Below are 21,312 nucleotides of genomic sequence, written 5' to 3' on the forward strand. Positions count from 1 at the left end.
CCGCATGGACCGCATGGACCGCATGGACCGCATGGACCGCATGGACCGCATGGACCGCATGGACCGCATGGACCGCATGGACCGCATGGACCGCATGGACCGCACGGACCGCACGGACCGCATGGACCACCCCACCAGGCTCGGCGTCTTCCGGAGCGAGGCGGAGGCCTTCGACCGGGCCCTGCGGCGGGCGGCCGACGGCGGCCGGGAAGGCCCCCCGGTGCCCTCCTGCCCCGGCTGGTCCGTCGCCGACCTCGCCGGCCACCTCGGCAGCGTCCAGCGCTACCTCACCCACGTCCTGCGGCAACGCCACACCGAGCCCCCCGACCCCACGGACCCCGCGCTCTACGCCCTCCCCGAGGACCCGGCCGTACGGGCCGCCTGGCCGCGGCACGACGCCACCCCGCACCGCGGACCCGTCCCCGAGGAGCTCCTCGACTGGTCGGCCGAGGCCGCCCGGGAACTGGCGCGGGCGCTCGCCGACCTCGGACCGGACGTACCGGTGTGGAGCTGGTCGGCGGAGCACACCAGCGGCTTCTGGACCCGGGTCCAGACCATCGAACAGGCCGTCCACCGCTGGGACGCGGAGTCCGTCACCGGCGACCCGGCCCCCTTCGACCCGGCCTTCGCCACCGACGCGGTCGCCCAGACCTTCGAGGTCATGGTCCCCGCCCGGCGAGGATGGAACCCCGCCCCGCCCGGCACGGGGGAGCGCTACCGCTTCCACCGCACCGACGGCCCCGAGACCTGGACGGTGGGCTTCACCGGCGACGAGGTCCGGCTGGAACCGGACGGCACCGGCCCGGTGGGCGTCGAGGCCGCGGGCACCGCCTCCGACCTCACCCTCTTCCTCTGGGGACGCCTCCCCGCCACTGCCCTGGAGACCACCGGCGACACCGCCCTCCTCGGCCACTGGTTCACCCTCGTCCCCCCGGCCTGAGCCGAGGACACGGCCTACGCCCGCAGCGCCGCGCTACGCCCGCAGCGCCGCGACGGCCGCCAGCTCCGTCGCGGCGAGCGGCGGCCCGGTCAGCTGGGCCCGGCGCGGGCCCAGTACCGCCGCGAGCAGCACCGGCGGCGTGAACAGCCGTGCGGCGGGCCGCTCCAGGGTCATCACGTCCGTCACGGCGCGGGCCACCCGCCCGTTGCCGGTGCTCGTGCGCAGCAGCCGCCGTATGTACGCCGCGCCGATCCGCTCGGCCAGCGTCGGGCCGCCGTCCGTGGCGCCCGGGTAGAAGACGTCGTTCCCCGTGGACAGCGCCCACGCCGCCCCCACCGGGTCGGCGACGGCCTTCTGGGCGCGGGCGGCGAGCCGGCCGTCGGACCAGCCGTACCGGGCGACCGTCGCCCGCAGCGCGAGGGCGCTCTGCGCCGCCACCGACATCCCGTGCCCGTACACCGGGTTGTAGGCGGCCACGGCGTCCCCGAGGACGAGGAACCGTTCCGGCATCGCCGCCTTCTCGTAGTGGTGCCTGCGGTTGACGGTCGTCCGCGTGAGGGCGACGTCGGTCAGCGGCTCCGTCTGGGCGATCAGCTCGCTCACCACCGGGTGCCGCAGCGCGCGGGCGAAGCCCTCGAAGCCCCCCGGGTCCCGGCTGGGCTCACCGCCCCGGGTCCCGGACAGGGTCACGAGCCAGCGGTCGCCCTCGATCGGCACCAGCGTCGCCGAACGGCCCGGGCCGGGCTCGCGGGGGTCGCCGGCCTGGACGTTGACGATGACGGGGAAGGCGGACCCGAGGTCCTTCGGCGCCCGGAAGATCCGGCTGGCGTAGACCAGCCCGGGGTCGACCGTCCGCACGGCCGTCTCCGGCAGCCCGAACTCGCGCAGCCACACCGGCGTACGGGAGGAGCGGCCGGAGGCGTCGACGACGAGCCCGGCCCCGAGGACGCGCTCACCGCCGTCCTCCCCGCGCACCCGGACCCCGGTGACCCGGCGGGCGTCACCCTCCAGGCCCAGCACCTCCGTACGGTCGAGGAAGGTCACCCGCTCCAGTGCCCCGACGGCCCGCCGGACGTGCCAGTCGAGGAGGTCGCGGCTGGCCAGCACCACGTAGTGCGAGGCCTGCGCCCAGCGGCGGAACCAGCCCTCGGGGGAGAGGCCGACCATGTTCGTCGGCAGCGCCACCCGGTGCGCCCCGTCGGCCATGAGCCGTCCGATCGTGCCGGGGAGCAGGGCGTCGATCGCCGCCGCCCCGCCCGACCACAGCAGATGGGCGTGGTGGGCCTGCGGGAGGCCCTTGCGCGGCCGCGGCCCGTCGGGCAGCGCGTCGCGTTCGACGACCAGGACCTCGCCGGACTCGGCGAGCGCGGCGGCCGCGAGCATGCCCGCCAGGCTGCCCCCGATGACGACCGAGGTCCGGGGGCCGGAGGAAGACGGTGAACTGCTCATGGACTCACGCTCTCTGCAGGGTCCGGCGGGCCCGACCGGGCGCGGAAGGAGGTGACGACGGGGGACCGGCGCAGGGCCCGGGACACGGCGACGAGGTCCGGGGCCCGGTCCGAGCCCGGGGCGGGCCCGCGGTCCGCCGCGGCGTCCGGGCCCGCGTCCGTCCCGGGGTCCGGCTCGACGCCCAGGCGCAGGCTGCGCACGGCGGCGACCACGGCCACCGCGTCGGCGGTCGCCGCGGCCTGGGCCGGAGCCTCGTCGCGGGCCAGGGCCTGCGCCAGCGCCCGGCTGCGGACCTCGGGGTCCATGTACGGCTGGAGCCGCAGCAGGCCGTCGCTGATCTGCGTCCTGCGCTGGACCAGGCGCCGGCTCATCGGGGACCGCCGGGGCAGCCGCAGCGAGCCGGTGTCCAGTCCGGCCAGCTCACGGACGAACGGGGCGAGGGAGCGGTACTGGCGGTAGTCCGTCCACAGCCCCTGCAGGGCCTCCCCGGCGTGCGGCAGGATGAAGCCGACGGCGATGAAGAGGGCGCACACCGCGGCGATGGGCGGGGCCACGTAGGTGCTGAGCCAGTCGAGGTCGTGGCCGGTCCAGCGGGCCACCACCGCGGTGAGCTTCACGGTGTCGAAGCAGAGGTTCAGGATGAACCCGACGACCAGGAGCACCAGGCCCGCGCGCAGCCACCCCGACACCTCGCGCAGCCAGGCCCAGGTCACGACCGCGGTGATCAGGCAGGCGGCGGAGTGGGCCCCCAGGTAGAGCAGGATGTGCTCGCGCATCCAGGGGGTGTTGGCGTAGTACGTGTCCAGGTCCCGCAGGCGTTCGACGGGTACGTCGGCGAACGAGAACGTGGTCCACAGGCCGGTGACCACGGCCGCGTAGACGGTCCCGATCGTCCAGTTGGTGCGGCGCACCCGCCGGGGATCGCCCCCGCGCCAGTGGATGATCATGATCAGGCAGGAGGCGCAGAACATCGTGAGCAGTGAGTAGAGCAGCGGCGCCGCGAAGTTGGGGACGCCCGTGGTGCGGTTCATCCGGGCGAGCATGCTGGGGCGGCCGAAGTAGAAGACGGCCGAGCCCAGCAGGAGCAGGCCGCCGACCGAGCGCACGTTGGGGTCGATCCGCCAGAACCTCATGATGACCGGCAGCCGGATGGCGAAGGCCAGGGTCAGGATCAGGGCCGGGATCAGGAAGGGGATGTAGTACTTGTCCGAGGTCACCGTCAACCGATCGGTCCGCGGTAGCCCAGCGCGTTGCCGATGCGGCCCGCGACGTCGTTCCTGCGTACGGCCGCCGGGCCGTCGCCGCCGGTCAGCCACGGCCGGCACCGGTCACCGAGCATCAGCCCGAAGGTCTCGGCCTGGATCTCCTGGACGTCCTCGTAGTGGGAGCGCGCGGCGACGCTCGCGTACGTGAGGGAGGAGGCGTCCGGCAGGGACCGGGCCGCGTCCGCCGCCCCGTGGCCGTGCTCGCCGCAGTGGCCGGCCTTCATGTGCCACAGTTCGTGCCCGAGGATGACCAGTTGGTGGTCCGGGGTCGTGTACTTCTCCACGACGACGATGTCGTACTCCTCCATGTTCAGCCAGAGGCCCGAGGTGGTCAGCTCGGCGGGGAAGCGCTCGAACCGCAGCACGATGGGGCGGCCGCCGCGCGTGCGGCTCATGGCGTCGCACAGGGCGCGGAAGAGGGTCTGCGGATCGGCCGGCACCTCGATGTCGAGCGAGGAGGTCAGGGCGGTGCACAGCTTGCGCATCGAACGGGACAGGTTCACCGGGCCACCTCGGCGTATTCGGTCGAGCGTCGTGGCGAGGGGAAGCGGTGGACCGCCAACAGACTTGGTCATCCGCCTGTGCTCCCATTCGTCCGAGGGGCAGATCCGCCTGTGTGACCCGGGTCGACCGTAGGCCGCCGGGCCGTCGAGATCCCCGCTCCCGGGCCCATCGTTGTCGAATCGAAAACGAGCGCGGACCGGCGGCGGGGACGGATAGCAAGATACAGCCACTCGGGTGGCGCGTGGCGGGAAAGGAAGCACGTCCGGGGCCCGTGGCCGGGCGCCCGGACCGGCCCGCCCGGCCTGTAAGGAGTACGGCACGGGGACGCTCCATACCCGCAGGTCCGGGATCCTTCCGCCCCGTCCGCCCCGCCCCGGCGGCGGGAAGCACCCCGGCGCCGGAAAACCCGCGCGGCCACGTACCATGGGCCGCATGTCCTTCCTCCGCCGCCACCGCGCCGCCACACCCGCCGGCCCGGACTTCGACGTCCTGGCCATGGACCCGGGGGACTGGCCGGGCAACCTCGGGGCCGGGCTGCTGCCCGCCCCCGACGGCAGCTGCCAGGGCGTCTTCCTCCGCTACGACCTCTTCGGCGGACGCGGTCCCGCGATGATCATCGGCAACCTCCCGGAGGGCTCCCCGGCCCGGGACCTCACCGAGGGCCAGGTGCCCTTCGAGGTGGCCCAGCTCCTCGACGCCCTGGAGAACGACGAGGAGGTCGAGGTCACCGGCACCGAGGACTGCCCCGTCATGCAGGGCGACAACCTCCTCATCGTCCGCAAGGTCAAGCTCTCCGAGAGCCGGATCTCCTGCGTCCAGTTCGACCGCAGCGACAACGTCCTCGTGACGATCGCCAGCTGGGACCGGCCGATCACCGACGACCTCTACGCGCTGCTGAAGCCGCTCCCCGCCGAGCTCTTCCAGCAGGGCTAGGCTCCGCCGAGGCCCGTCAGGCGGTGTCCGCGATGTCGTTCGCCGCCACGTAGCCGAACGTCATCGCGGGCCCGATCGTCGACCCGGCCCCCGCGTAGCTGTGGCCCATCACCGCCGCGCTCGCGTTGCCCGCCGCCCACAGGCCCCGGATCACCGATCCGTCCGCCCGCAGCGCGCGGGCCCGCGCGTCCGTGACGATCCCACCCTTGGTCCCCAGGTCGCCCGGCACGATCCGGAAGGCGTAGAAGGGCGGGGCCCAGACCGGCGCCAGGCACGAGTTCGGCAGCACGTTCGGGTCCGTGTAGTAATGGTCGTACGCCGTGTCGCCCCGGTGGAAGTCGGGGTCGGTGCCGCTCCACGCCTGGGCGTTGAACCGGTTGAGCGTCGCCCGCAGCGCGGCCGCCGGCACCCCGATCTGCCCGGCCAGCGCGTCCCAGGTCCACGCCTTCTTCGCGGCCCCCGCCTCGTACCACGCGTCCGGGAACGGCAGCGTCGGCAGGATGTCCTTGAACAGGTACCGGTTGCGGTAGTTCTGGTCCACGATCAGCCACGCCGGGATGTGCGACCCCGTCGCGGCCCGGTCCTTCTCGTACATCACGTGCACCACGTCGCTGTACGGAGCCGCCTCGTTCACGAACCGGGTGCCCGCGCGGTTGACGATCAGGCCGCCCGGCAGGGTCCGTTCCGCCAGGCAGAAGTACGGCTCCCCGGGCAGCGGGATCGACGGCCCCCACCAGGCGTCCTCCATCAACGCCAGCGCCGCGCCGGCCCGTTGCCCCGCCAGGATCCCGTCCCCGGTGTTCTCCTTCGCGCCCACCGACCACTCGGTGCCGATCGGCTGCTGCTGGTACCGCTCCCGCATCGCCGCGTTGTGCTCGAAGCCGCCCGAGCCGACCACCACGCCCCGCCGGGCCCGTACGACACCCCGTACGCCCTCCTTCTCGACCACCACCCCGGTGACCGCCCCGCCCTCCTGGACCAGGTCGACCAGCGGGCTGTTCAGCCACACCGGCACCCCCGCCCGTATCAGCCCGGCCCGCAGCCCGGCGGCCAGCGCCTGGCCCATCGTCAGCGGCTTCTGCCCGAGCAGGGCCGCCTTCGTGCCGCGCGCCAGGCACTCCGTCGACACCGCGAGCCCCTTCGCGGTGACCGCCGCGAGGTTGAGCCACTTGTAGTCCTGGCTGAACACCACCATCCCGGCCGGCACCGCCATGTACGCCGGGTTCAGGTGCGCCAGTTCGGCGCCCAGGACGTTCCCGTCGATCTGATCCGGCTCGATGGAGCGGCCGTTCGGCAGGCCGCCCGGCAGGTTCGGGTAGTAGTCGCTGTAGCCGTCCATGAACCGGAACCTCAGCGGGCTGTTCGCCATGACGAAGTCCAGCATCCGGGGGCCGTTCGCCAGGAACGCCCGCTGCCGGTCGGCCGGCACCTCCGGCCCCACCACCGCCGCCAGGTACGCCTCCGCCTTCTCCGGGGTGTCCGGCACCCCCGCGCCCAGGATCACCGAGTTGTTCGGCAGCCAGATCCCGGCCCCGGAGCGCGCCGCCGAACCGCCGAAGGTCGGGGCCTTCTCCACCACCAGCACGCTCAGCCCCCGTCCGGCGGCGGTGAGGGCGGCCGTCATCCCAGCGGCCCCCGACCCGACCACCACGACGTCGTACTCGCCGAGCGGGGCCGCCCCGTCGGCCCGGGCCGCGGCCGCGGGCAGCACGGCGGCGGAGAGCACCCCGGCCCCCGCCCCCGCGAGGACCGTCCGGCGGGAGGGGAGGGCGGGACGCGCGGGGGCGGAGCTTGCGGATGTGGGCACGGCCTCGGTCATGGGCGGGCTCCAGGGGAGTGGGAAGGGGGGTCCGGGCTTCCTGATGCTAAGTCAGAAAAGGTGTTGGGGGGATCATGTGATGTCAAGGCACGCGCGCCGGGACGATCCGCCTCCGGACAGCCGAAGTCCCGTGGTCCCCACACCGGGTGTGGGGACCACGGGACTTCGGTACGAAGGGATGCGAAGGGATGAAGGGAGGCGGGAGGGGGACTCAGCGCGTGCCGACCGCCGCCCGGACCGCTCTGCGGGCCATGCCCGCGTCATCGTGGAGGCGGCGCAGCAGCAGGCGCTGCTCCTCCCCCGAGGACACGGCCCCCGCGGGCAGCGGCTGGGCCGAGGGGGCCGCCAGTATCGAACGCTGCACGGCCGTCTCGCACATCCGGATCTCCCGGGTCAGCACCAGCATCAGGTTCACCAGGAAGGCGTCCCGGGACGCCGGCCCCGCCGACTGCGCCAGCCTGCTGATCTGGCTGCGCGCCGCGGGGGCGTCACCCAGCACCGCCCACAGCGTGGCCAGGTCGTAGCCCGGCAGGTACCAGCCCGCGTGCTCCCAGTCCAGCATCACCGGCCCGGCCGGGGACAACAGCAGGTTCGACAGCAGCGCGTCGCCGTGGTTGAACTGCCACGGGATCCCCGACAGCCGCAGCCCGTGCAGCAGCTTCTGCAGGTCGCCGTAGTCCCGGTCGGTCAGCAGTCCCAGACCGTGGTCCCGCGAGATCCGCCGCGCGTAGTCCACCGGGTGACCGAACAGATCGGCCGGCGGACGCCACTGGTTGACCCGGCACACCGCGCCCAGCGCCGCCCGTACGTCGGTCCTCGGAGGCGCCTCCACCGGATGCCGCTGGAGGGCGGCGACCCGGCCGGCCATCCGCTCGACGACCAGGACGCAGTTCTCCGGGTCGGCGGCGATCAGCCGGGGCACACGGACCGGCGGGCGGTGCCGGACGAAGGTCCGGTACGTCGCTATTTCGTGCCGGTACCGCTCGCGCCACTCGGGCGAGTGGTCCAGTAAAACCTTCGCGACCGCGGTCATCCGTCCCGTCGTCCCCACCAGGAGGACCGACCGCCCGCTGCGCCGCAGCACCTGGACCGGAGCGAACTCCGGACAGATCCGCTGCACCGACGCGAGCGCGGTGCGCAGCTGCGCCCCGTGCGGCCCGGACAGGTCGATTCTTCCGCTGAGCGGCTGCGATCCGGCCGCCGGCATGCGCCGGGCCCGTACGGCGCCCTGCGGCGCGACCGGCAGGCGGCCGGGTTCGAGGGCGATGCCGCCGCCCCCCGCCTGGAGGGTGCGGTGCGGGCGGACCGGGGCGGACACGGAGGACGTTGCTGCGTACATGGCGTTTACGGTTCCCTTCGTGCGCCGACGAGTTGCGTACCCCTCCCCGCCGGATCCCGTACTTCACCCTGGGGAGTTCCGCCGGTGAACCGGGTCGGGGAGGCGCATTCCTACCTGACACCCGGCGGCAGGTGGCGAACCACGGGGCGTGCCCTGGCGAACCCTGGCGAATAGTCCACGGGGAACTGACAGGGGGCTACTGTCAACTCAGCCGAGAACCTGGGGGCTTGACGTGAGCAAAGGTCCAAACACCCGTCTGAACGACCTGTTCGGCCTGGCCGGCTGGTCGAAGGGCGAACTCGCGAGGATGGTCAACCGGCAGGCGGCCGCGATGGGCCACCACCAGCTGGCCACCGACACCTCGCGGGTGCGGCGCTGGATCGACATGGGGGAGACCCCGCGCGAACCGGTGCCCACGGTACTGGCAGCACTGTTCACCGAGCGGCTCGGTCGTGTCGTGACCATCGAGGACCTCGGGTTCGTACGGCAGCGGCGCACCACCAGACGGCAGCCGGACGGGGTGAAGGAGAACCCCGACGGAGTGCCCTGGGCGCCCGAACGCACAGCCGCGGTCCTCACCGAATTCACGGGAATGGACCTCATGCTCAACCGTCGCGGCCTGATGGGCGCGGGAGCCGCGCTCACCGCCGGCTCAGCCCTCAGCAACGCCATGTACGACTGGCTGCACACGGAGCCGACCGGCACCAAGAACGCGCAGACCTTCGGCGACCCCTACCAGGCCGACCCCGCGGGCTACGACCGCTACGAGGCCGCCCCCATCGGATCCCAGGAGATCGAGGCCCTGGAGCGCTCGGTCGAAGTCTTCCGTGCCTGGGACGCCTCCAGGGGCGGCGGGCTCCAGCGCAAGGCCGTCGTGGGCCAGCTGAACGAGGTCGGCGGCATGCTCGCCTACCACCACCCCGACCACCTCCAGCGCAGACTGTGGGGGGTGGCGGCCAACCTGGCGGTGCTGGCGGGCTGGATGTCGCACGACGTCGGCCTCGAACCCACCGCGCAGAAGTACTTCGTCATCGCCGCGCACGCGGCCCGCGAGGGCGGCGACCGCCCGCGCGCCGGCGAGGCGCTGTCGCGGGCCGCCCGCCAGATGGTCCACCTCGGCAAGCCCAACGAGGCCCTGGACCTGATGAAGCTGGCCCAGGCCGGCTCCGGCGACCAGACCCTGCCGCGCACCCGCGCCATGCTGCACACCATCGAGGCCTGGGCCCAGGCCGCCATGGGCAAGGGCCAGGCCATGCGCCGCACCCTCGGCGAGGCCGAGGACCTGTTCGTGTCCGACAAGGGCGACGTACCGCCGCCGTCGTGGATGCAGCACTTCGACGAGGCCGACCTGCACGGGATGCAGGCCCTGGCCTACCGCACCCTCGCCGACCACGAGGCCTCGGCGGCGCCGGTCGCCGCACGGCACGCGCGGGAGGCACTGCGGCTGCGCGGCGACGGTCACCAGCGCTCGAAGATCTTCGACTACATCTCCATGGCCTCGGCCTGCTTTATCGCCGACGAACCCGAACAGGCCGACCGCTACGCCCGCCTGGCCCTGGTCTCGATGAACGAGACCTCCTCGCACCGGACTTGGGACCGGCTCCGCGAGATGTACCGGCTCACCGGCCAGTACGCCGGGTACGGGCGCATCGAGGACCTGCGCGAGGAGATCGAGGCGGCCCTCCCCGACATCCCCGCCCCCCGCGTCGCGCGCGGTACGGAGGTCTAGGCCGTGTCTTTCGGATCAGGCCGGATCCAAAAGACACGGCCTAGGGGCCCGGTGTCTCAGGCCGTGGACGGGAAGCAGACGACGAACGGGAGCAGACGACGAACGGGGCCGCGCCTCGGGCGCGGCCCCTCGGATCGAACCGTTGTGGTGACCGGCTGCTAGCCGCCGATGCGGGCCACCAGGACGCAGGCGTCGTCCTCGCGCTCGCTCTCGCCGAACTCCTCCGTCACCATCCGCACGCAGTCGCGCGCCGACCGCGCCGCCGAGAACCGCGGCGCGAGGGCCAGCAGCCGCTCCGTGCCGTCCGCCCGGCTGAACTCGATGCTGCGCGGGGTCAGTCCGTCGGTGTAGAGGACGAGTACGTCGCCCAGTTCGAGGAGCTCCTCGGCCTGCCCGTACACGGCCCCCGAGGTGGCTCCCAGCAGCACCCCGTCCGGCGGCCGGAGCGCCCGCCCCTGGCCGCGGCGGAAGAGCAGCGGCGCGGGATGCCCGGCCTGGGCCCAGGACAGCAGCCGGCGCTCGGGATCGTAACGGCAGCAGACGGCCGAGCCGAGGGCCGGCTGGGCCGAGGTCTCCAGCAGCTGGTTGAGCCAGCCCATCAGCGGGCCCGGCTCGATCCCGGCCATGGCCATCCCGCGCAGCGCGCCGAGCAGCATGGCCATCCCGGAGGTGGCGCTCACCCCGTGCCCGGTCAGGTCGCCGACCGTCAGCAGCGAGCGGCCGTCGGCGAGTTCGAGCGCGTCGTACCAGTCGCCGCCGATCAGCGAACTGGTCGCGGAGGGCAGGTAGTGCGCGGCCACGTCCATCGTGCCGGCGTTGTCGTGCGGGAACCGCAGGGAGCCGCGCCACGGGGGGAGCACGGCTTCCTGCAGCTCGACCGCCAGCCGGTGCTCGGTCTGCGCGATCTCCCGCTGGCGCTGGAGCGAGTCCCGCGACTCGCGCTCCGCCCGCTGGCTCCGGCGCAGTTCGCTGACGTCCCGCAGCACGGCCCACATCGAGGCCGTGCAGCCGTCCGCGTCGAGTACCGGCTCGCCCCTCATGTGCAGCGTCCGGACGCGGCCGTCGGCCCGGACGATGCGGAACTCGCCGTCTATCGGCTTGCCGTCCACCAGGCAGTCGGTGACCATCGCGGTCAGCAGCGGCTGGTCCTCGGAGAACAGGGTGGAGCCCAGCTCGTCGAGGGGGAGCGGTCCCGCCTCGGGGGAGCGGCCGAAGATCTGGAAGAGCTCCTCGGACCAGGTGACCTCGTCCGTCAGCAGGTTCCACTCGGCGCTGCCGACGCGGGTCTGGCGGTCCTCGGAGGCGGTCTCCGGCGCCGTGGCGGGGAGCTCGATGTGTGCGGGGGCGGGCGGCAGCCCCTCCTTGAGCTGGCCCAGGTGCTGGCCCAGGTCGTCGAGGTGGTGCACGGCGAGGTCGCACAGCGCGCGCTGCCAGCGGCCCTGGGCGTCGTCGTCGTCCACGACGGTGTCTCGGCGCACCGCGTCCACGTCGCCGCGCAGCCGGCGGGTCTGCGAGATCAGCGCGTCCACGGATCCCGGCTCGGGCGGCTGCGCGGAACGGTCCGCGTACAGGTGGGACGGCATGAGCACTCCGATACAGGCGCGGCGATACAGGCGCGGCACGGCCAGGTCTGAAAGAAGGACCGGTTACGACTGTGGCACAGCCGGAGACGGCCCGTAAGGCGTTTGGCAACATCCGTAACGTTCTTGCTCACGGCATATGCCGAAGGCCTCCCGGTTGTCTCCGGTCCGTACGAACATTTCCGGTCAGTATCGGGGTGCTTTGGGGCCGTCAGACGCTGAGCGGCACCGGGTGGATCTCGTCGGCCGGGTGCCCCGCCCGCTCGTGGATCTTCTGGACCGCCGCCGCCGAGGGCGCCTCGGACAGGCAGTAGACCTCGCCGGACGCGGGGTCGGCCCAGGCGCGCTGGAACGTGACCTTCTCGTCCGACTGGATTGCCAGGTCCGCCTTGTGGGCCTCCATCAACTGGTCCGCGGTAATGCCCTTCATGCCGTGGTGGACATCCATGAACTGGGCCATCGCCGTACACCTCCTCACGCTTCGCCAACATGTACGAGTCTGGTTCCATCGTCCGCCCATGGCCGGAAATCGGCCTTCCGGGAGGGGTGGCTCGATCGTACGGGCGAGATGTACGAGGCCCGGGGCCCGCCGAGGCCGCCCGGAAGCCGGGACGGGGGCCCGTCGGGGGCACCACTCGAACGAAGGACCCCGTCCGTCACTTCCGCTTCCCACCTCACCCGGTGATCGCTACCCTACGTGTCGGTAATGAGCCGGGGCGGTCCGCCTTCCGGGCGGGCCGGGGGAGGGTGGGACGGGACCAGATGGCCGAACAGAGCAGCACGCCCAGGGGGCGGAGCGCGGGCGGGCGCAGCCGCCGGTCCTTCCTGACCCACCTCGTCGCGGCCCCCACCCTGGCCCTCGTCACCCGCGCCGGGGCCGACGCCCTGGCCCCGCAGCCCGCGCACGCCGTGGTGCCGAGCCTGCCCGAGGTCGCCGACCTGATCGACCTCGGCGACCTGTTCATCCTGGCCGGCGCCCCGACCTCCGCCCTGCTGGTGCTCGTCGTGGAGGAGGACGGCACCATCCGCTTCCGGCTGCCCCGCGAGGAGGTCGGCCAGGGCCTCACCACCGCCGTGGCCATGCTGGTCGCGGAGGAGCTCGACGCGCCGCTGGCGAGCGTCCGGGTGGAACTGGACGACGCCCGCCCCGAGTTGCTGTTCAACCAGCTCACCGGCTCCTCCAACTCCATCCGCTCCCTGTACGGCCCGGTCCGCCAGTGCGCCGCCACCGCCCGGGCCCGCCTCGTCGCGGCCGCCGCCGCCCGCTGGAACCTCTCCGCCGGCTCGCTGACCACCGCGGCCGGCTCCGTACGCGCCCCCGACGGCCGCACCGCCGGCTACGGCGCCCTCGCCGCGGCCGCCGCCGCGCCCGGCCTCCTCGTCCCCGGCGCCACCCCCAAGCCGGCCGGCCGGCACTCCCTCGTCGGCACCCCGACCAGCCGCGTCGACGCCCGCGCCATGGTCACCGGCGCCCAGCGCTACACCCTCGACCTCGACGTGCCGGGCGCCAAGCCCTGCGTGCTGCGCCGCCCGCCCAGCCTCGGCGGCACCGTGCGCTCCGTCGGCAACCGGGCGGCCGTGCTGGCCATGCCGGGGGTGCTGCACGTGGTCACGATCCCCACCGGGGTCGCCGTGGTCGCCGAAACGTTCGGGCAGGCCATGGACGCCAAGGCCGCCCTCCAGGTGGAGTGGGGGCCCGGCCCCGCCGACCAGCTCTCGGACGCACAGATCCGCAGCAAGCTGCGCGCCGCCACCCCGCCGCTGCTGGTGCCGCCGCTGCTCACCCCGTACGTGGACGCCGAGTTCGACTTCGCCTTCGTCAGCCACGCCCCGATGGAGACCAACTCGGCCGTCGCCGACGTCCGCGACGACCGGGCCGAGATCTGGTCCGGCCTCAAGTCCCCCATCGTCGCCCGCCAGACCATCGCCGCCGACCTGGGACTGCCGCTGGACAAGGTCACGGTGCACGTGGTCCAGGCGGGCGGCTCCTTCGGCCGGCGCCTGTTCTTCGACGCGGCCCTGGAGGCCGCCCGGGTCTCCAAGGCCTGCCGCCGCCCGGTCAAGCTCATGTGGACCCGCGTGGACGACACCCGGCACGGCCGGATGCGCCCCGCCACCCACCACCGGATCCGGGCCACCCACCTGCTCGGCGAGGTGCTCAGCTTCGAGCACCGGGTCGCCGCCGCCGAGACCGACTTCCGGCACGGACTCGGCGAGATCATCACCGCCACCGCCGCGAGCCTGCCCTCCGGCATCGGCAACGCCACCCTCGCCCAGACCCTGTTCCTCACCACGGTGAAGTCCCCGTACCACTTCGGGCTCACCACCCAGGCGCTGACCGAGGTCCCGACCGGGATCCCCACCGGGTCCTGGCGCTCCGTCTACTCGGCCAACACCCGCGGCGCCGAGGAGGTCATGGTCGACGAACTCGCCGCCGCGACCGGCAAGGACCCCTACGCCTTCCGGCGCACCTTCCTCAAGACCGACGCCCAGCGCGCCGTCCTGGACAAGGCCGCCACCGAGGGACAGTGGGGACGGCCCCTGCCGGCCGGCTGCGCGCAGGGCATCGCCTTCCACGAGGAGTACAAGTCGCGCACCGCCTGCCTGGTGGAGATCGACACCCGCGACCCGGAGCACGTCCGCGTCACCCGGGCGGTCATCGCCGTCGACGTGGGCCTGCCCGTCAACCCGCGCGGCCTGGAGGCCCAGATGATCGGCGGTCTCACCGACGCGATCTCCACCACCCTGCGCGCCGGGCTCCACCTGGACAAGGGGCTTCCGCTGGAGGGCAGTTACAGCCAGTTCCACTGGGCCAGGCAGCGCGACACCCCGCAGGACGTACGGGTCTTCGTGCTCCCGGCGACCGGTACCGAGCCGGGCGGCGCGGGCGAGCTCGGTGTGCCCGCCGCCGTCGGGGCCATCGCCAACGCCTGGGCCCGGGCCACCGGTTCCAAGCCGCGCAGCTTCCCCCTCGACTTCGACGTCGACTTCACCCCCTACCCGCGCTGACCCCTGGAGTACCCCGCCGTGCCCTCGCACACCTTCACCGTCAACGGGCGGAGCGTCACCGTCGACGCGCCCGACAACCTGCCCCTGCTGTGGGTGCTCCGCGACATGCTCGGGGTCACCGGCCCCAAGTACGGCTGCGGGGTGGACGTCTGCAAGGCCTGCACCAGCCACCTCGACGGGGTGGACGTCCGGCCCTGCGTGGTGCCGGTCTCCGCCTGCGCGGGCAAGCGGGTCACCACCATCGAGGGGCTCGCGGACGGCGACCGGCTGCACCCCGTCCAGGAGGCCTGGCTCGAACAGGACGTCGCCCAGTGCGGCTTCTGCCAGCCCGGACAGATCATGGCGGCCGTGGCGCTGCTGAAGCGGACCAGCGAACCCACCGACGAGGACATCGACGCCATCGCCAACATCTGCCGCTGCGGTACCTACTTCCGCATCCGGGAGGCCATCCGCAGCGCGGCCGCCCGGATGTGAAGACCGCGACTGGGCCGAACGGGGGACGCCGCCCCGGCGGAGTATCACCCATACACGTCTGAAACCCGACGTGCAGGGATATCCATCGCGGAATGAGGCGAATCAATGCGAAACGGCTGCTGGTCGGTGAGCCCCTGGACACCGCGCGCCTGGGCGAGACCCTGCTGCCCAAACGGCTCGCGCTGCCCATCTTCTGCAGCGACCCGCTCTCCTCGGTGGCCTACGCCACCGAGGAGATCCTGCTGATCCTCGCCCTCGGCGGAGTCGCGCTGCTGCACCTCGCGTGGTACGCGGCCGCCGCCATCGTCTTCCTGCTGGTGGTCGTCGTCGCTTCCTACCGCCAGACCTGCCACGCCTACCCCGGCGGCGGGGGAGCCTACGTCGTCAGCTCCGAGAACCTCGGCCAGACCGCCGCCCTCACGGCAGCCAGCGCCCTGCTCGTCGACTACGTGATGACCGTCGCCGTGTCCGTGGTCTCCGGGGTCGCCGCCATCACCTCGGCGATCCCCTCCCTGAACGACCACCAAGTGGCCCTGTCGGTCACCTTCGTGGTGCTGCTGACCGTCATGAACCTGCGCGGTGTACGGGAGTCGGGGCGCGTCTTCGCCGTCCCCACCTACGGGTTCGTGCTGATCATCTACGTCATGTTCGCCGTCGCCGCCGTCCGCCTCGGCACCGGCACGACCATCCGCGCCGAGTCCGCCCACCTCCCCATCCACGCCACCGGCACCTACACCGGCATCGCCCTCGTCTTCCTCGCCCTGCGCTCCTTCGCCTCCGGCTGCACCGCCCTCACCGGCGTCGAGGCCATCAGCAACGGCGTCCCCGCCTTCCAGAAGCCCAAGGCCAGGAACGCGGCGACCACCCTCGCCGCGATGGGCGCGCTGTCCGTGACCATGTTCGCCGGCATCACCGCCCTCGCCATGACCTACCGGGTGCACGTCGCAGCCGACCCCACCGAACTCGGCCTCGCCCCCAACACCCCCATGTCCACCGCCCTCGCCCAGATCGGCCGGGCCACCTTCGGCGACGGGGACTTCCTCTTCTACCTGCTCCAGGCCGCCACCGCCGGCGTCCTGGTCCTCGCCGCGAACACCGCCTTCAACGGCTTCCCGATGCTCGCCTCGATCCTCGCGAAGGACCGCTACGCGCCCCGCCAGCTCTTCAACCGCGGCGACCGGCTCGTCTACTCCAACGGCGTCGTCCTGCTCGCGCTCACCGCCATCGCCCTCATCGTCGCCTTCGACGCCCAGCTGACCCGCCTCATCCAGCTCTACATCATCGGCGTCTTCGTCTCCTTCACCCTCTCCCAGGCCGGCATGGTCCGGCACTGGCTCCGGGAACTCGCCGCTCCCGGCACCCCCAGGGGCGAGCGGATCCACATCCACCGCCGGCTGGCCATCAACGCGGTCGGCGCCCTCATGACCGCCGTGGTCCTGGTCATCGTCCTGATCACCAAGTTCACGCACGGCGCCTGGCTGGTCGTCATCGCCATGCCCATCCTCTTCCTCGGCATGAAGGCGGTCCGCCGCCACTACGACCGGGTCGCCGGACAGGTCGCCGTCGCCCCCGGAGCGCGTCCGCGCAAACCGGCCCGCCACCACGTCCTCGTCCTCGTCGCCAACGTGCACGCCCCGACGCTGAAGGCGCTCGGCTACGCCCAGGGGCTGCGGCCCGACACCCTCAGCGCGCTCTCCGTGGCCGCCGACGAGCAGGAGGCGCAGCGGCTGCGCGATTCCTGGGCGGAGGTCGACCCGGGCATCCCGCTCAAGGTGCTGCACTCGCCCTACCGGGAGGTGGTCGGGCCGGTCCTGGCGTACGTCGAGGAGGCCGCGGCGGCCGAGGGGACCGACGTGCTGTCGGTGGTCATCCCCGAGTACGTCGTCGGGCACTGGTGGGAGCAGCCCCTGCACAACCAGAACGCGCTGCGGCTCAAGGCGAGGCTGCTGTTCACCCCGGGGATCGCGGTGATCGACGTTCCGTACCTGCTGGAGTCGGCCCGCCACCCGCAGCCGCGGCAGGGGGAGCGGGCGGCCCGGAAGTAGGGCGCTGGGACACCGCCGCGTGGGCCAGGGCCAGTTCCACCACGTGCGCCGGGTCCGACAGGGCCCGTCCGGTCAGCTGCTCCAGGCGGCGCAGCCGGTTGGAGACGGTGTTGCGGTGGCAGTAGAGCCGCTGGGCGGCGTACGTGGTCGAGCCCTGGCACGCCAGCCATGTGCCCAGGGTCACCAGCAGCACCCGCGCCTCCTGCGGCGGCAGCGCCAGCACCGGGCCCAGCACCACCTCCCGCAGCCGGGCCGCGAGTTCCGGGTCGGCCGCGACCAGCGCCGCCGGGAGCCGCTCGTCCAGCAGCGCGGCGGCGCCGGGTCCGGCCGCGGGCGGTGCGGTGCGCAGCGCGAGCGCCGCCAGCCGGCGGGCCCCGGCCAGCTCCGCCGGGGTCCCGACCACCGGGCTGATCCCGGCGCGCACCGGCAGCGGGGCGAGCAGCGCCCGCAGGGCCTCCAGCGGGTGGTGCCCCAGCTCGGCCAGGCCGGTCTCCCCGTCGGCCCGGATCCGCCACAGCACACGCGGGGCGTCCGGCTCCGGGCCGCCGCCGTCGGACCCCGCGGTGCCGGGCCCGCCGCCCCCCGGGCCGGCCGACCCCAGCACCACCACCGCGAAGCGGCCCCGCTCCGGCAGCCCCAGCTGCGCGGCGGCGGCAGCCAGGGCCTCGGGACTCCGTGCGGCCGCCGCCTGGCCGTCGAGCAGGGCGTCCAGCAGGGCCGCGCGCCGCTCCCGCTCCCGCTCGCCCCGCTCCGCCCCGACCCGGTGGTAGGCCTCGGACGCGGCGTCCGCCATCTGGTCCAGTACGTCCCACAACGCGCCCGCCCCGGCCAGCAGCCGGGGCAGCGCCGCCCGGTCGTGTGCCGCCACCGCCTCGGTCAGGCACTGCCACACCAGCCGCCCGCCGTACCGGTAGGTGCGCCGCAGGGAGGCGAGCGGCAGGCCCTGCCCCGCCCGCAGCGCGCCGGCGGCCCGGGCGTCCGCCAGCTCGACCGGCTCCCCCCGGGAGGCGCGGACCAGGCCCTCGACGGCCTGGCGCAGGGTGTGGTGCATCCGCCCGCGCAGCTCGGCCCGGCCGAGCGGGGCGGCGTAGGCGGGGTCCTCGGTCAGCGTCCGGTCGGTGAGCCGGTCCGCCGCCACGGCGATCCGGCGGTCCAGGTCCTCGCGTATCTCCTCGATGATCCGCTCCATGACGGGCAGCGTGACACGGGGGAGGGGGCGGTGGGGAGGGCCCGGAGCAGGCGGGTCCGCTAGCGTGTTTGAGAGCACTGCGGATGCAGTGCTCACCGACAGCCGTTCCGCCAGACCCAGGGACCCGCCCATGCGCCGGAATCCGGAACGCCGGGCCGCACTGCTCGACGCCGCCATCGAAGTCCTGGCCCGCGAGGGCTCCCGGGGCCTCACCCTGCGCGCCGTGGACGAGGAGGCCGGGGTTCCGACCGGCACCGCCTCCAACTACTTCGCCCACCGCGGCCAGCTGCTGGTGCAGATCCTGCGCCGCACCCGCGAGCGCCTCACCCCGGACCCCGCAGAACCGGCGGGACTGGACGGTCCCCTCGACACCGTGGAGCTGCTCCGCCGGCTCCTCGGCCGCCTGCGGGCCGAGCCCAGCGTGCAGAGGGCCGTCCTGGAGCTGCGCCTGGAGGCCACCCGCCGGCCCGAGCTCCAGGAGGAGCTGTCCGCTTTCCTGGCCGCCGAACTGGAGGCGAACATCGCCCGGCACCTGGACGCGGGGCTGCCCGGGGACCGGGCGGGCGTGGAACTGCTGTACTTCGCGATGCAGGGGCTGATCGTGGACGGCCTCACCGTGCCCGCCCTGCTCGAAGCCCACCCGGTGGAACCCCTCCTCGGGGTGATGGTGGAGCGTCTGCTCCCGGCGTTCGTGACGGGCACGCGATGACAGTCTTGATCAAAAACGGACGGGTTCAGGCCAAGCTGTCACGTGCTACCGCGCATGTTCCAGCGGAAAATGCCAGAACACCTTTTCACACTGTGGAACTTGAGTAAGTTCCCTCCTGTCACGCCGTACGACGACAGTGCGCCCAGCACGTCCGGCCGGGAGGGGAGCCCGCGTGCCCGGGATCGACGAATGCCTGCTCGAAGCCATGGCCCTGCCGGGTGCGAGGGGGGCCGCGCTGGTCGACTGGAGCAGCGGGCTGGCCCTCGGCACCGTCGGGGAGTCCCCCGTCGGCGACCACGAGACCACCGCCGCCGAGACCGCCGAACTGGCCCGGGCGGCCGCCGAGTACGAGTCCTTCGCCCAGCCCGCCGCGCCGCCGCCGGGCGCGGCGGGCATATCCGGGCCGCCGGTCGAGGACCTGATCGTCACCACCCGGACCGGTTACCACGTGCTCCGCTTCGTCGAGACCAGCTTCGACAGCAGCGTCTTCCTCCACCTGTGGCTCGACCGCACCGAGGGCAACCTCGCCCTCGCCCGGCACAGACTCCGCGCCCTCGCCGAAGGGCTGGTGCTCCGGTGAACAGTCTCACCGCCGTCTCCCCCCTGCTCACCCGGCTCGCCGCCGAGCGCGCCACCGGCGCCCTGCTGCGCGACCGCGGCACCCTCTTCCTGGAGGACGGTCGGATCGTGCACGCGGAGAGCCCCTCCACCCCCGGCCTGGACGTGCTGCTCACCACCGGAGGGGGCCTCGCCCCCGAGCGCTGGAACGAGGCCGTCAACGAGGCCGGGGCCAGCCGGCAGGTCGCCCGGTTCCTCGTGGACAGCGGGGGCCTGGCCGGCGGCGAGCTGGAGATCTGCCACATAGCCGCGATATTCGACGCCGCCTTCTTCGCCCTCTCCCCGGGCAGCGGCCCCTCCCGGTTCCGGCGCGGCGCCACCCACTGGATCGGCTCCGTCCGCTCGGTCCCCGCGGCCGCCGTGGAACGCGAGACCCGCCGGCGCTGCGAGCTGCTGGACGCCGTCTGGCCCTACCCGCAGCTCGACACCGCCCCCGTCGTGCCCCGGCCGGCCGCGCCCGGGCAGATCGTCACCGCCCGGCAGCGGGCGCTGCTCGGCCAGGCGGACGGCGTACGGACCCCCGCCGACCTGGCGTGGGTGCTGGGCCGGCCCGCCTTCCACACCCTGCTCGACGTGCGAAGACTCGCGGCCGCCGGGCTCGTCGAGACCCCGCACACCCGGCCGGCCCCGGCGCCGGTCCCATCCCTGCCCGACTGGATCACCCAGGCCCAATCCCCGGACGTGGCGCTGCTCCGCCGGTTACGCGACGCACTGGAGGCAAGCCTGTGAGGCTCCCGCTGCGACCGGTTCTGCGAGCCGACCGTTCCGAGCGGACGCCGCTCGAAGGGAGGAAGGCCGACATGAACACGGTAATGCTGCCCGCCGAGGCCGAAGCCGAGATACTCGCCGAGCTCCGGCGGCTGCGGGCCAGGGTTCCCCAGCTCAACGGGGCCCTCGCCGCGAGCGCCGACGGCCTCGTGCTGGCCCAGGACAGCGCCGCCACCGAGGTCGAGTCCGTCGCGGCCTTGACCGCCGCCGCCCTCGGCGTGGCCCAGCGGCTCAGCGACTGCACCGGACAGGGCGGATTCCGCGAGCTCCTCGTACGCGGTGAGCACGGCTACGTCGCCACGTACGCCGCGGGGGAGGCGGCCGTCCTCACCCTGATCGCCGAGCCGCGCGTCAACGTCGGCCGCCTCCACCTGGAGGCCCGCCGCTCCAGTGTCCGGATCACCGAGCTCATAGAACACAGCCTCGGCCGCCGCTCCGGTCCCGCGGCTCCGGCGGCCGAGGTCCCCGACCGCTCCTGACGGACCTCAAGAACAAGCCAGAAGCAAACGACTGCAAAGGAAGTCTCATGGTCAACGTGGAAACCGCCCTGAAGGAAGCCACCACGAGCATCGAGGGCGCGATCGGCGCGGCCCTCGTCGACTACGGCAGCGGCATGGCCCTCGGTACCGTCGGCGGCGGCAAGGACCTGGACCTGACGGTCGCCGCGGCGGGCAACACGGACGTGGTGCGGGCCAAGGTCCGCGCCATGGAGATGCTCGGCCTGAAGGACGAGATCGAGGACATCCTGATCACTCTCGGCAATCAGTACCACCTGATCAGGCTGATGAAGGGCCGCAACAGCGAGGGCTTCTTCCTCTACCTCGCCCTCGACCGCGGCCGGGCCAACCTGGCCATGGCCCGCCACCAGCTGAAGAAGATCGAGGAGAGCCTGGAAGTCTGACGGGACGGACGACGGCCCCCCGTGGCCGCGACGGCACGGTG

Annotated in this window: 19 protein-coding genes; 11 read left to right on the forward strand and 8 right to left on the reverse strand. The window is 73.4% G+C overall.

Going from position 1 to position 21,312, the window contains the following annotated elements; genetic code table 11:
• Positions 1-940 (forward strand): maleylpyruvate isomerase family mycothiol-dependent enzyme (locus tag AB0F18_RS26855; protein ID WP_362064963.1); only part of this gene is annotated, 940 nt, incomplete at its 5' end.
• 33 nt (positions 941-973) lie between these two features.
• Here AB0F18_RS26855 and AB0F18_RS26860 read toward each other — a convergent pair.
• From AB0F18_RS26860 to AB0F18_RS26870, 3 genes are read right to left on the reverse strand one after another with little or no spacing between them, the layout of a single operon-like run.
• Positions 974-2,389, reverse strand: coding sequence for an FAD-dependent oxidoreductase (locus tag AB0F18_RS26860; protein WP_362064965.1), 1,416 nt, complete (start codon positions 2,387-2,389; stop codon positions 974-976).
• Positions 2,386-3,606, reverse strand: a complete 1,221-nt coding sequence (locus tag AB0F18_RS26865; RefSeq protein ID WP_362065007.1) for an MAB_1171c family putative transporter — start codon at positions 3,604-3,606, stop codon at positions 2,386-2,388. The genes AB0F18_RS26860 and AB0F18_RS26865 overlap by 4 nt, the downstream gene beginning before the upstream one ends.
• A gap of 2 nt (positions 3,607-3,608) precedes the next feature.
• Positions 3,609-4,139 carry a toxin-antitoxin system, toxin component gene (locus AB0F18_RS26870; protein ID WP_362065009.1) on the reverse strand — a complete coding sequence of 177 codons (531 nt, stop codon included), beginning with the start codon at positions 4,137-4,139 and terminating at the stop codon, positions 3,609-3,611.
• A 451-nt stretch (positions 4,140-4,590) separates the two neighbouring features.
• Here AB0F18_RS26870 and AB0F18_RS26875 point away from each other — a divergent pair, with 451 nt between their 5' ends.
• Positions 4,591-5,091 carry a hypothetical protein gene (locus AB0F18_RS26875; protein WP_362064967.1) on the forward strand — a complete coding sequence of 167 codons (501 nt, stop codon included), beginning with the start codon at positions 4,591-4,593 and terminating at the stop codon, positions 5,089-5,091.
• 16 nt (positions 5,092-5,107) lie between these two features.
• Here the strand turns inward: AB0F18_RS26875 and kstD are convergent, their stop codons facing one another.
• Together kstD and AB0F18_RS26885 are read right to left on the reverse strand one after the other, a co-directional pair.
• Positions 5,108-6,802, reverse strand: a complete 1,695-nt coding sequence (gene kstD / locus AB0F18_RS26880) for a 3-oxosteroid 1-dehydrogenase (protein ID WP_362065011.1) — start codon at positions 6,800-6,802, stop codon at positions 5,108-5,110.
• A 319-nt stretch (positions 6,803-7,121) separates the two neighbouring features.
• Complete coding sequence (locus tag AB0F18_RS26885; protein ID WP_362064969.1) at positions 7,122-8,249, reverse strand: aminoglycoside phosphotransferase family protein; 1,128 nt, start codon at positions 8,247-8,249, stop codon at positions 7,122-7,124.
• 232 nt (positions 8,250-8,481) lie between these two features.
• Between AB0F18_RS26885 and AB0F18_RS26890 the strand changes: the two genes are divergently transcribed.
• The gene (locus AB0F18_RS26890; RefSeq protein WP_362064971.1) at positions 8,482-9,978 is read left to right on the forward strand and encodes a hypothetical protein; all 1,497 of its coding nucleotides are present in this window, start codon (positions 8,482-8,484) and stop codon (positions 9,976-9,978) included.
• A gap of 158 nt (positions 9,979-10,136) precedes the next feature.
• On the opposite strand, the gene AB0F18_RS26895 is transcribed toward AB0F18_RS26890, so the two are convergent.
• Both AB0F18_RS26895 and AB0F18_RS26900 read right to left on the reverse strand, forming a co-directional pair.
• On the reverse strand, positions 10,137-11,561 hold the full coding sequence (locus tag AB0F18_RS26895) for a SpoIIE family protein phosphatase (RefSeq protein WP_362064973.1): 1,425 nt from the start codon (positions 11,559-11,561) through the stop codon (positions 10,137-10,139).
• 208 nt (positions 11,562-11,769) lie between these two features.
• A complete protein-coding gene (locus AB0F18_RS26900) occupies positions 11,770-12,018 on the reverse strand; it encodes an SCO4226 family nickel-binding protein (RefSeq protein ID WP_344168306.1) in 249 nt (82 codons plus the stop codon).
• Between the two features lie 302 nt (positions 12,019-12,320).
• Between AB0F18_RS26900 and AB0F18_RS26905 the strand changes: the two genes are divergently transcribed.
• The 3 genes from AB0F18_RS26905 (at position 12,321) to AB0F18_RS26915 (ending at position 17,086) form a co-directional block, all read left to right on the forward strand.
• Positions 12,321-14,567 (forward strand): molybdopterin cofactor-binding domain-containing protein, encoded by a 2,247-nt coding sequence (locus tag AB0F18_RS26905; RefSeq protein ID WP_362064975.1) that lies wholly within the window; start codon positions 12,321-12,323, stop codon positions 14,565-14,567.
• A gap of 18 nt (positions 14,568-14,585) precedes the next feature.
• Positions 14,586-15,041, forward strand: a complete 456-nt coding sequence (locus AB0F18_RS26910) for a (2Fe-2S)-binding protein (RefSeq protein ID WP_362064977.1) — start codon at positions 14,586-14,588, stop codon at positions 15,039-15,041.
• A 92-nt stretch (positions 15,042-15,133) separates the two neighbouring features.
• Positions 15,134-17,086 carry an APC family permease gene (locus tag AB0F18_RS26915; protein WP_362064979.1) on the forward strand — a complete coding sequence of 651 codons (1,953 nt, stop codon included), beginning with the start codon at positions 15,134-15,136 and terminating at the stop codon, positions 17,084-17,086.
• On the opposite strand, the gene AB0F18_RS26920 is transcribed toward AB0F18_RS26915, so the two are convergent.
• Entirely contained in the window at positions 16,992-18,275 is a 1,284-nt protein-coding gene (locus AB0F18_RS26920; RefSeq protein ID WP_362064981.1) for a helix-turn-helix domain-containing protein, read from the reverse strand. The two genes, AB0F18_RS26915 and AB0F18_RS26920, sit on opposite strands and share 95 nt — an antisense overlap.
• Positions 18,276-18,405: 130 nt before the next feature.
• On the opposite strand from AB0F18_RS26920, the gene AB0F18_RS26925 reads away from it, so the two are divergent.
• The 5 genes from AB0F18_RS26925 to AB0F18_RS26945 all read left to right on the forward strand — a co-directional run bounded on the left by AB0F18_RS26925 (position 18,406) and on the right by AB0F18_RS26945 (position 21,271).
• Positions 18,406-18,984 carry a TetR family transcriptional regulator gene (locus AB0F18_RS26925; protein WP_362064983.1) on the forward strand — a complete coding sequence of 193 codons (579 nt, stop codon included), beginning with the start codon at positions 18,406-18,408 and terminating at the stop codon, positions 18,982-18,984.
• A gap of 172 nt (positions 18,985-19,156) precedes the next feature.
• Positions 19,157-19,564 (forward strand): hypothetical protein, encoded by a 408-nt coding sequence (locus tag AB0F18_RS26930; RefSeq protein WP_362064985.1) that lies wholly within the window; start codon positions 19,157-19,159, stop codon positions 19,562-19,564.
• Positions 19,561-20,331, forward strand: a complete 771-nt coding sequence (locus AB0F18_RS26935) for a transcriptional regulator (protein ID WP_362064987.1) — start codon at positions 19,561-19,563, stop codon at positions 20,329-20,331. Before AB0F18_RS26930 ends, AB0F18_RS26935 begins: the two co-directional genes overlap by 4 nt.
• A gap of 83 nt (positions 20,332-20,414) precedes the next feature.
• The gene (locus AB0F18_RS26940) at positions 20,415-20,849 is read left to right on the forward strand and encodes a roadblock/LC7 domain-containing protein (RefSeq protein WP_362065013.1); all 435 of its coding nucleotides are present in this window, start codon (positions 20,415-20,417) and stop codon (positions 20,847-20,849) included.
• Positions 20,850-20,896: 47 nt separating this feature from the next.
• Complete coding sequence (locus AB0F18_RS26945; RefSeq protein WP_362064989.1) at positions 20,897-21,271, forward strand: hypothetical protein; 375 nt, start codon at positions 20,897-20,899, stop codon at positions 21,269-21,271.
• The last annotated feature ends 41 nt before the right edge of the window (positions 21,272-21,312 follow it).

The organism is Streptomyces sp. NPDC029216, assembly GCF_040648015.1.
Lineage (GTDB): Bacteria > Actinomycetota > Actinomycetes > Streptomycetales > Streptomycetaceae > Streptomyces.

Bases quoted from the DNA above. Each gene is read 5' to 3' on its own strand.
- AB0F18_RS26915 (WP_362064979.1), top strand. From the start codon at position 15,134: ATGAGGCGAATCAATGCGAAACGGCTGCTGGTCGGTGAGCCCCTGGAC.
- AB0F18_RS26860 (WP_362064965.1), bottom strand. From the start codon at position 2,389: ATGAGCAGTTCACCGTCTTCCTCCGGCCCCCGGACCTCGGTCGTCATC.
- AB0F18_RS26945 (WP_362064989.1), top strand. From the start codon at position 20,897: ATGGTCAACGTGGAAACCGCCCTGAAGGAAGCCACCACGAGCATCGAG.
- AB0F18_RS26885 (WP_362064969.1), bottom strand. From the start codon at position 8,249: ATGTACGCAGCAACGTCCTCCGTGTCCGCCCCGGTCCGCCCGCACCGC.
- AB0F18_RS26925 (WP_362064983.1), top strand. From the start codon at position 18,406: ATGCGCCGGAATCCGGAACGCCGGGCCGCACTGCTCGACGCCGCCATC.
- AB0F18_RS26895 (WP_362064973.1), bottom strand. From the start codon at position 11,561: ATGCCGTCCCACCTGTACGCGGACCGTTCCGCGCAGCCGCCCGAGCCG.
- AB0F18_RS26920 (WP_362064981.1), bottom strand. From the start codon at position 18,275: ATGGAGCGGATCATCGAGGAGATACGCGAGGACCTGGACCGCCGGATC.
- AB0F18_RS26900 (WP_344168306.1), bottom strand. From the start codon at position 12,018: ATGGCCCAGTTCATGGATGTCCACCACGGCATGAAGGGCATTACCGCG.
- AB0F18_RS26940 (WP_362065013.1), top strand. From the start codon at position 20,415: ATGCTGCCCGCCGAGGCCGAAGCCGAGATACTCGCCGAGCTCCGGCGG.
- AB0F18_RS26905 (WP_362064975.1), top strand. From the start codon at position 12,321: ATGGCCGAACAGAGCAGCACGCCCAGGGGGCGGAGCGCGGGCGGGCGC.
- AB0F18_RS26870 (WP_362065009.1), bottom strand. From the start codon at position 4,139: ATGCGCAAGCTGTGCACCGCCCTGACCTCCTCGCTCGACATCGAGGTG.
- AB0F18_RS26875 (WP_362064967.1), top strand. From the start codon at position 4,591: ATGTCCTTCCTCCGCCGCCACCGCGCCGCCACACCCGCCGGCCCGGAC.